The 8,131-nt window shown below is 71.3% G+C and carries 8 protein-coding genes; 1 reads left to right on the top strand and 7 read right to left on the bottom strand.

The annotated features are described in order from the left end of the window. Window positions 1–17: 17 nt before the first annotated feature. From FrCorBMG51_RS33570 to FrCorBMG51_RS06020, 7 genes are all read right to left on the bottom strand, one after another. Entirely contained in the window at window positions 18–155 is a 138-nt protein-coding gene (locus FrCorBMG51_RS33570) for a DUF4244 domain-containing protein (protein WP_235433354.1), read from the bottom strand. Between the two features lie 523 nt (window positions 156–678). After that, window positions 679–1,728 carry a type II secretion system F family protein gene (locus tag FrCorBMG51_RS24760; RefSeq protein WP_052914377.1) on the bottom strand — a complete coding sequence of 350 codons (1,050 nt, stop codon included), beginning with the start codon at window positions 1,726–1,728 and terminating at the stop codon, window positions 679–681. Beyond that, window positions 1,725–2,117, bottom strand: a complete 393-nt coding sequence (locus FrCorBMG51_RS06040) for a type II secretion system F family protein (protein WP_200902347.1) — start codon at window positions 2,115–2,117, stop codon at window positions 1,725–1,727. Before FrCorBMG51_RS06040 ends, FrCorBMG51_RS24760 begins: the two co-directional genes overlap by 4 nt. A 649-nt stretch (window positions 2,118–2,766) precedes the next feature. Further along, the gene (locus tag FrCorBMG51_RS33010; RefSeq protein ID WP_338052696.1) at window positions 2,767–3,402 is read right to left on the bottom strand and encodes an ATPase, T2SS/T4P/T4SS family; all 636 of its coding nucleotides are present in this window, start codon (window positions 3,400–3,402) and stop codon (window positions 2,767–2,769) included. Further along, the gene (locus tag FrCorBMG51_RS33005; protein ID WP_476742121.1) at window positions 3,399–3,995 is read right to left on the bottom strand and encodes an ATPase, T2SS/T4P/T4SS family; all 597 of its coding nucleotides are present in this window, start codon (window positions 3,993–3,995) and stop codon (window positions 3,399–3,401) included. The genes FrCorBMG51_RS33010 and FrCorBMG51_RS33005 overlap by 4 nt, the downstream gene beginning before the upstream one ends. A gap of 200 nt (window positions 3,996–4,195) precedes the next feature. Continuing rightward, window positions 4,196–5,311 (bottom strand): septum site-determining protein Ssd, encoded by a 1,116-nt coding sequence (gene ssd / locus FrCorBMG51_RS06025; RefSeq protein ID WP_047222097.1) that lies wholly within the window; start codon window positions 5,309–5,311, stop codon window positions 4,196–4,198. 529 nt (window positions 5,312–5,840) lie between these two features. After that, a complete protein-coding gene (locus FrCorBMG51_RS06020) occupies window positions 5,841–7,022 on the bottom strand; it encodes a Fic family protein (protein ID WP_047222096.1) in 1,182 nt (393 codons plus the stop codon). A 589-nt stretch (window positions 7,023–7,611) separates the two neighbouring features. Here FrCorBMG51_RS06020 and FrCorBMG51_RS06010 point away from each other — a divergent pair. Next, the gene (locus FrCorBMG51_RS06010; RefSeq protein ID WP_047222094.1) at window positions 7,612–8,106 is read left to right on the top strand and encodes a phage holin family protein; all 495 of its coding nucleotides are present in this window, start codon (window positions 7,612–7,614) and stop codon (window positions 8,104–8,106) included. The last annotated feature ends 25 nt before the right edge of the window (window positions 8,107–8,131 follow it).

Here is an 8,131-nt window from a genome sequence, read left to right as displayed (position 1 = left end):
CTGGCTCGGCCCGCCTGTCAGAAGGGGACGGACAGCGCCTGCTTGACCAGGTTGGCAAGCATCGTCCTGGTCGCCGAACTGTTGATCACCGCATACAGGACGGCGGCGAACCCGACCGCGGCGACCGTGCCGACCGCGTACTCGGCGGTCGACATTCCCGCGTCGTTCCTTCTGTCGGACCGGGCCGTGGCCGACACCGCCCGGGTGCTGGTCAGCTGCCGGCGCGAGGTATCGGTCGTCGACCGCGTGAACGCTACGATCAGCAGTATCGTCCACCGGATGACGAGAGAATGTATGACGGGAGGCATTCTCGATGATCGGGGCGGGGTCATGGCAGGCGGCCTCCAGTTCGGTTACCGGCATGCGGTGGATGCCAGCTCGTAGGCGGGGCAGGGAGCTTCGCTTTCCTTGATGATGGGGCGTTGACAGCGATTCTGGCGAGAGCGGATGCCGTCCTGTGGAAAACCCGCTGTTGTCCACAGGCCAGCCGGCTGCCACTTGCCTGATACGAGAGCAGTAGTGTTCTGGGGTCGGACAGGAGCGGGTTGGTTGCGGCAGTCGTCTCTTCGGCTTCGTTCCTGCCCTTTCTTGTGGTTGGCCTCGGAAGTTTTTCGAGGCCCGGGCGGCCTGCGCGAGCGGAGCAGCGGCGGCCTGGTGACACGGCCATCGGAGCAATGGTCATGGCAGTGTCAGGGCCGAGCCGGCTCCCATCACGACCGGTACGACCCCGAGCGCGACGAAGGCGGGCAGGAAACACAGGCCGAGTGGTGCCACGGCGGTGACTCCCGCCCGGCGAGCCGCGGTCAACGCGCGTTCCTGCCGTCTGGCGCGGGTCTGGTCCGCCAGCCGTCCCAGGGCCGCGGCCAGGCGGGCGCCGGACTCCTCGCTGCGGTGCAGCGCCCGTGCGAACGCCGCGATCTCGTGGGCCTCCGCCGTGGCCGTCGGTCGGCCGAAACCGCCCGGGGCGGGCCCGGCCGGGACGAGCCTGGTCCACCGTTTCGCCGCAGGCCTCGAGGAACTCGGCTCGGGGCCGAGCAGCCGGCCGCAGGCTTCCGCCATGGACGCACCGAGACGCAGGCTGCGGCTGACCATGCCCAGTTCCGCTCCGAGCGGGCCGCCGACAGCGCTGGCCACGATGTCCAGAGCTGCCACGATGGGCGCACCAGCAGTCAGGCAGGCCGCGATCAGGTCGAGAGCCAGCGGCAGATCCTCGACGAGACGTGCCTGCCGGCGCTGGGCGTCCCGATCCGGTATGGAGGCCAGCAGACGGGCCGCGATCATGCCCACGATGATCCCGACGGTCACGCCCACCGGGACGGGCAGGATCACAGCGGGCCCGAGGCCGGCTGCCGCGCTGAAAGCGGCTCGTCGCAGAGTCGATCCGCTCACGTTCGGACGCCATCCACCGGTCATGTGCCCACCGGCTGTCAGACCTGTGGACGTACGGCCGGTGCCCACCGCCCCCGCGTCCGCTGCCCGCTGTTCGAGGGAGCACCGCATCGATACGGCGGTCGTACCGGAAAGCGGGCGGAAGGTGGCGACACGACGTCGTACATGGTCACGTGGTGTCGTTGTTCCTGTCAGCCAGGATGCTGACGCCATACACAGTGTGGCAACGGTGAGCAGGATCTCACGGTGGGAGAAGGCCAGCGTTCCGGCGGTGAGCGCGAGCGAGGTGTGCGGCGGCCCGTCGACGATCGACGGCTGCCGCGGCGGTTGGACAGTCATCGGGACGGCCCTTGTGGTGGTTGGGAGTAAGCGGCTTCCTTGCGATCGCGCATTCCTGCGTCGCGGTTATCGGCCACCTCGGTGAGCCGGTTGATCCAGGCCAGACCGGCGAGGTCGAGCGCCAGACCGACGACCAGACAGAGCGCCCCGGCCCGAGTACCCAGAAGAACCGTCAGCGGCGAGACACCGAGCAGCACGCCAAGCGCGATCCCGGCGACGGGCAGGGACGCGACCAGCCGCCCGGAGGCCCGCGGCCCGGCGAGCGCCGTGGCGACCTCGCCGTCCCGCTCACGCTCGGCACGCACGACGGCGGCGAGCCTGTTCGCCAGCGGAGCCAACGGGATACCGGCGTGCTGGCTCACCCGCCATGCGGCCGCAAGCTGACGCAACGTCGACGCTTCACACGCCGCGAGCGCGACGGCCGGGTCCGTCCGGCGGGCGAGCGCGANGCGAGCGCGATGCGCAGCGCCAGCGGGTCGTGCATGCGTCCGCCCCTGCCGGCCGCACTCCGGCGGCCGTGACCAGGCGCGACAGGTTCGCCGGATGCGCCGGGTTCGCAGGGTCTGCCCGCCTCGCTGGCAGCGTCGTCGACGGCCGCCCGCAGGGCTTCGTCGGGCCGCCGGCCGGCCTCGAGCTCGGTGGCGAGCGCAGCGATGATCTCCTCCGCGCCTGCCCGCTGCCTACCGCGCCACCGTCGGTCCGCGGCGCGCCGCAGAGCCCGTCGGAACGTCACGGCGCAGACGACGCCCGTGCCGGCGGCCACCGGGCCCACAAGCACACCGACAACGGCCGTCCCCACCAGCGCGACCGCCACGGACAGCCAGGATCGGCCGGCCAGCCGGGTAACCGATCGTGTCAGTCGGTGACCCGGCGCGTTCGGGGCGCGGCCTGACGTATCACCGGTTCCGCGGCCCTGCCGGGTCCGCTCCGGCCGTGTCGTGGCCGCCACACGGACCCGGGGCAGGCGTCGCCCGATCGGCCCGGCGGCCAGTGCCGCGGCACCGGCGCAGCAGCCGGCGGCAAGTGCCACGGCCAGCATCACCGACCGCCGGTGGCGGCGCGGAGCAGGTCGGGGCGCGGCCCGCCACGCTCGGCGAGCATCCGGTCGAGAATCTGCGCCCCGGCCCCGCCCACGACGACCTGGGAAGCGTCCAGGTAACTGCCTTCGTCTCCGCGGCCGTGGCCGTTCCCAGCCTCTCGAGGGCCACGTGACGGCGGACGCCGACGTAGGCGCAGAGCGTCCAGGACATGCACAAGCCCGCTCTGGTCGCGGAAGAGCACGCCGATCTCGCTCAACCGGCGAATTCCGTCATGATCCCGCCTGATGTGGACGATGGCCTGCACCGCCGAGGCGAGCTGGCTGTGCAGGGCCGCCCGGTCCAGGCCCGCGAGCGCGGCAAGCGCCTCCATCCGGGCCGGCAGATCGGCCGCCGCGTTTGCGTGCACCGTGCTCAGCCCGCCCTCGTGGCCGGTGTTGAGCGCGACCAGGAGATCCACGACCTCGGCGCCACGGACCTCACCGACGACGATCCGATCAGGCCGCATCCGCAGTGCCTGACGTACCAGATCCCGCAGGTCGATACCGCCCGCACCCTCGATGTTCGGCGGCCGGGACTCCAGACGGACGGCGTGCGCCAGGTCCACGACGAGCTCGGCGGTGTCCTCCACGATCACGACTCGGTCGGCGGGGTCGACCCGNGGTCGGCGGGGTCGACCCGCCCCAGCAGCGCGCCCATCATGGTCGTCTTGCCCGAACCGGTGCCGCCGGTGACCAGGGTGGCCAGCCGGCCCCGCACGAGCGCGTCCAGCACCTCGGCCATAGCGGGGGCGGCCGTACCGGTCGATACGAGATCTTCCAGGGTGAACGGACGCGGTCGCGGGATCCGCAGGGACAGGCAGGTACCTGTGACCGCGACAGGCGCGAGCACGGCGTGCAGGCGGGTGCCGTCGCCGAGGCGCGCGTCGGTGAACGGGGTCGCGGCGTCCAGGCGCCGGCCGGTCGCGGCGGCCAGCCGGACGGCGAGCCGGCGTACCGCGTCGTCGTCGGGGAAGGTGATCCCGCACCGTTGGAGGCCGCTGCCGCGGTCCACCCAGACCTCCGCCGGCCCGTTGACCAGGACGTCGGTGACGAAGGGGTCGGCCAGCAGCGGCTCGAGCGGGCCGGCGCCGACAAGCTCGGACTCCAGCGACCGGTAGAGATCCAGCGAGTCACCGTCGGCGGGGCCGGTTTCGGCTCGGACAGCCGCCGCGATGCGTGCGGGCGTCATCGCGCCATCGGAGTCGACCAGCCGCCGACGGATCCCGGCCAGCAGATCTTCGTCGGGGCGCGGGGTGTCCGCGGCGCCGGCGGGGATGGCGGCCGGTGGTGCTGAGGAGTGTTCCGGTCCCCTCCGCTGGCCGGTGGCGTGATCGTGGGAGCGGTGCGGCTCGGCCCCGGGCGCGGAGCGCTCGGCGGCGGAACGCCCGTTCACGCTGCCACGTCCGAACGGGCCAGGCCGAGGTCGTCGAGGATCTGGCCGCTGACCCGGGCCAGCGAGCTGCGGCGCCGGCCGCCCGGCGGTTCGCCCCGTTCCAGCCCGGAGGCGAGACCCTGGTCGTGTCGCAGAATCCCGGCCACCGGCAGCCCGAGCGCGTCGGAGACGACGTCGGCCTGCAGTCTGGCCGGACCTGGCAGCCGCACGACCACGCGAACGTCGGCGCAGTACCGGTTGACCGTGTCGCACACCCGGCCGGCGGCGGCGACCGCGCGGACCTCGGCCGGCACGACCACGAGGATGAGCTCGGCCATCTGCATGGCCACGGCAGCGGTCAGGTCGGGAAACCGGGGAAGGTCGACCACCAGGAGATCGTTCCCGCGTCGGGCGCCGGTCAGGGCCGAGGTCATGACGGATGGTGTGATCGTCGTCTGGCTTGTCCTGTCCCAGGAGAGCACGGGGAGCTCTCCGAGGGAGGGCAGGGTCCCGGTCAGTGCCCGGCGTGGCAGCCGGCCGTGGGCGGACACCAGATCCGGCCAGCGCATCCCGGGCCGCTCCTCGATGCCGAGGGCGAGGTCGATGCCGCCGCCGAGCGGGTCGGCGTCCACCAGGACCGTGTCGCAGCCACGGCGCAGGGACGCGAGAGTCAGCGCGATCGCGAGACTGGTGGCCCCCGCGCCGCCACGGCCGCCCACCACGCCGACCACGGTGCCGTACCGCTGGTCCGGCTCGGTGGCGTCGACGAAGATGCCGATCAGCCAGTCCTCCGCGTCGGGCAGGAAGGCGACGTGCTCGGCGCCGAGCCGGACGGCGGCCTCCCACACCCCGCCGTCGTCGAGGTCGGAGCTGACCAGCACGATGCCCGGCCGTCGGGGGAGCCCGAGCGCGACGCAGGACGGCACCCGGTCGGCCCCGACGAGGATGAGCGGGGCGCTGTTCCAGTACCGGCGGGCGAGGTCGGCGTCGGCGACGGCGTCCACGGTCACTCCGGCCGTCGCGGCGAGCCGTAGGAGATCGTCGAGCAGCGGCGGTTCGTCGGTGACGACCAGCGGCCGGGTGGTCGGCCCGGATTCGGGGGCGGGAATGGGAACGGGCGGTGCGGATGTCATGGCAGGGCCCTTCCGTCGTCGGGTGGCGGGAGCCGTCGGATAGCGGGAACGGACGTCCACCATGACGCACATCGGGCCTGTGGATACTTCGTTCTCCACAGGCCCTGGATATGTTTTAATAAAGGGTTTTTCGGATCGGAAATGATCGATCCACGCCCGAGGGCATCGGCAGCCCGCCGATGCCGATCCGCTAGTTTGTTGAGGCGGGCTGTCGGCTCGGTGGCCGGATCGTAGTAGGATTGTCACCGAGGCGAAGGCGTGGCTCGGGTACGACTTGGTGGCCCGAGTGCGGAAGAGCGAGCACGATGCCGCCGGCCTGGGAGTCGTCCGTAGCAGATGTCGCCTGATGCTGGGTGACCGTCCGGGCGCGGGGCCGTGTGATCGAACGTCTGGCAGGGGCGACCCGAGCTACGTAACTGTATGTAATTTACATTACTTTAAGCTATTTATGCTGGTCGCATGGTTGACCCAGGATTGATCATATTTTTCGATCAGGTAAGGAGGGCGCGGCCACGAGGCTCCGAGACTCTTAGTTCGCCCGGGCGACGGCCTCGCAGATGGCCAGGGATTCGCGGGCACCCAGCTCCAACGCGCGGGCATAATAAATGATCCACTGGCCGACGCCTTCGGCGCCCGCTCCGGCGTAAGCGCGGGCGGCTTCGGCATAGGCGCCGGTGGGCGCATTACCGGAGGTCATATTACTGGTGGTTGTATCAGCGGTGGTCACGTCGCTGGTAGCTGTCGCGCTGGTGATGATCCTGCCGGATTCGACGTGGCCCACCTCCGTCGCGGTCACGGCTTTCGGGTCGAGACCACGGCTGATGAGTACCAGTCGTCCGGCGGCCCGGGCGATGATCCCGTCGAACGTGCCGAACGGGCGGATGGTCAGTAGTTCGCCTTCCACGATCGCGGCCACGATGATCGCCGGCGCGGAAGTCCGGGCCAACAACAGCTCGGTGAGTCCGCCCAGCCGCGCGGCGGTCTCGGCAGGCGAGGGTACTGGCCCCAGGCCGAGGGGGTCCGCCGGATCCACGGCGGTCGCGACACCCGTTCCCACGACGGGCGCTGCGGCGGGCGAGCCGCCGGAAATCACCTGGCCGGCGGAACCGGAAGCAGCCGGTCGACCGGCGCGGTCGACGTCCGTGGGTGAAGCGCCCGCGGGTGAGAGGTCCGCGGACGAGACGGGGCGCTCCCGTCCTCTTGGCCGTCCAAGATCGATGTCCGCGACGAGGCCGCGGGCGACAAGCACGTGCATCCGGGCGAGTGCCTGTCGCGGGGCTCGTTCCCAGGCGCCGCGCAGCGTCCCCAACTCGGCGTAAAGCCGGATCGCGCCGAGCGTGGCGTCGATGTCGAAAGTCCCGGTGGTGCCCGCCATGCCGCGGGAGGGTTCGTCGCCCGGCTGCCCGCCGGTCGCCTCGTTCCCGTCGTCGGCGGCGGCGGAGCCCTCAGCCGAAGCAGATCCGGACGCCGCTGGAAGAGCGCGATTCAGGTGCGCGCGCAGGGCCTCCAGCCCGACGTCGTGACCTTCCAGGGCCGCTGACGCCCGCGCGGCCCGCAGCGACACCTCGGTCGTCACCGCGGCGCTGCCGCGACGCATGACCCGGTGGCGCAGCAGGGCGTCGACGGACGACCGGGCCGCGGTGACCGCGTCGTGAACGCCCGGTAGGGCGGTGAGCAGGGCGAACGGATCCGACCCGACGGCTGCGGTCATTGTCCGTACGCTACCGGGTCACCTCCGGACGGACATCCGGTCACGTACGGGCATGCTGCCGACCTACCGCGGGTCGCCAGCATGAGGCCGGTCCCGGCCAGGGGACGGATGGGGACGGGGACACAGGGCAGACGGAAACATCCGCCGGCCGGTTCCGGCCAGGGACGGATGGGCATGATCGTCGTCCGGTCGTCATGCCCGCCGGTGTCCATCAGGCCCGGTCGGGACGGCCCGAACCGGCCGGGTACGGGCATCACAACATATCCGGGCCGCGCGCTGACGCCGGACGCGGCAGACTGCGCAGAGAACGCTTCTGAAGCGAACGCTTCGGAAGCCCGGAGGCGGTACTGATCCCGGATGTCGCCGGCTCGGGAACCGCGGACCACAGGGAGGCCGACAGCCGTCTCGGATGTTCCGCAACCGTGCTTGACGACCATGGATGAGCGGTGGATGTGTTGGGCTGTTGCCATCGGGCACCATGTGGTGACCTGGACGCTGTCAGGCGGCCCGTGACGCTGTGCCCAGCGCCAAGCGGTAGCCGCGTCCATGTTCGGTGGAGGACAGCCCGTGCCCAGAAGGAGGATCAACGGTGCCGACCCCTACACAGGACCGCTCAACCGGTCGGGAGGCGACGCTCGGTGAGCTTGTCGCCGTCGCGACACGGGACATATCCCTACTCGTCCGACAGGAGATCAACCTGGCGAAGGCGGAGCTGTCGAAACAGGCCGTGTCCGCCGGGCTCGGTGCCGGGCTCCTGGCCGGCGCGGCCGGCCTCGGGTTCGGCGCGCTGATCGCGATCACGATCGGGCTTGGTGAGCTGTTCACCTGGGCCGGGGTGGAGCGTTTCTGGTCGTACTTCCTCACGGCCCTGCTCTTTGTGCTCATCGCATCCCTGTTGGCCCTGCTCGCGGCCACCCGTCTGAAGAAGCTGTCGCCCCCGGAGCGCACGCTGCAGACGGTCAGGGACGACATCGCGTGGCTGAAGCATCCGACGGCGATCACCCCCGGTGCGAACCACGCCAGCGCGCACCGCTCCGACGGGCACCCGCTCAGCCACCGGGAGGACACCGTCCCCGTTCGCTGAACCGCTCGTCGAGCCGGCTTGTCGG

It is taken from the genome of Protofrankia coriariae, assembly GCF_001017755.1.
Taxonomy (GTDB): Bacteria; Actinomycetota; Actinomycetes; order Frankiales; family Frankiaceae; genus Protofrankia; species Protofrankia coriariae.
Note: the sequence above shows the minus strand (reverse complement) of the source record. Positions and strands in the feature narration are given on the sequence as shown.

What these genes read in the sequence shown, in the direction of transcription:
- FrCorBMG51_RS06020 (WP_047222096.1), bottom strand. Translation starts at nt 7,022, where the DNA reads ATGACCGCAGCCGTCGGGTCGGATCCGTTCGCCCTGCTCACCGCCCTA.
- FrCorBMG51_RS24760 (WP_052914377.1), bottom strand. Translation starts at nt 1,728, where the DNA reads ATGACTGTCCAACCGCCGCGGCAGCCGTCGATCGTCGACGGGCCGCCG.
- ssd (WP_047222097.1), bottom strand. Translation starts at nt 5,311, where the DNA reads ATGACATCCGCACCGCCCGTTCCCATTCCCGCCCCCGAATCCGGGCCG.
- FrCorBMG51_RS33570 (WP_235433354.1), bottom strand. Translation starts at nt 155, where the DNA reads ATGTCGACCGCCGAGTACGCGGTCGGCACGGTCGCCGCGGTCGGGTTC.